General features: G+C 58.0%; 1 protein-coding gene. It reads right to left on the bottom strand.

All coding sequences use genetic code 11. The features are described from left to right. On the bottom strand, positions 1–460 hold a 460-nt coding region (locus KJK34_RS15555; protein WP_498366269.1), incomplete at both ends, for an FIDD domain-containing protein.

The following is a 460-nucleotide window of genomic DNA, read 5'->3' as shown; positions in this document are numbered from 1 at the left end:
AACGGGTTATCGTTGTGGTGTTGGTCACCCTGATGTAGATGGTCTGCCCGTTTTCTACAGTGTTGGTGTAGGCGGTCGGGTCGGCTATCGGGTTGGTCTCGGTTGCGGCGTCTTCCATGCTTTCATAGTAGGCTACGCTGTAGTCCGTCGGGCTTTGCGGGCCCAGTACCTGCGGCTCTACCACGGTAAGGTCGAATACCAGGTAGCCGTCGTTGGTGCCGTCGTAGTCGCACTGGCTAAGGGCGCTGGTGTCGGTTACCGGGAAGGCGGTAGCGTCTTCTTCCACATACAGCTCCATCGGGGCGAGTATCTCACAGCCGGTGGTGTCGTTCTGCACGTATACCAGGATGGTTTGCGGTGAGCTGATGTTGGTGTACTGGTTCGGAAGGGCCTGGTTGTTGTCATAGGCGGCCTGGTCGAGGTAGAACCTTACGGTGTAGTCGTCCGGGTTAAGGCCTGC

Source organism: Flavobacterium coralii (assembly GCF_019891545.1).
Taxonomy (GTDB): Bacteria; Bacteroidota; Bacteroidia; order Flavobacteriales; family Flavobacteriaceae; genus Flavobacterium; species Flavobacterium coralii.
The sequence above is the reverse complement of the archived record's forward strand: the minus strand, read 5'-3'. Positions and strand labels throughout refer to the sequence as shown.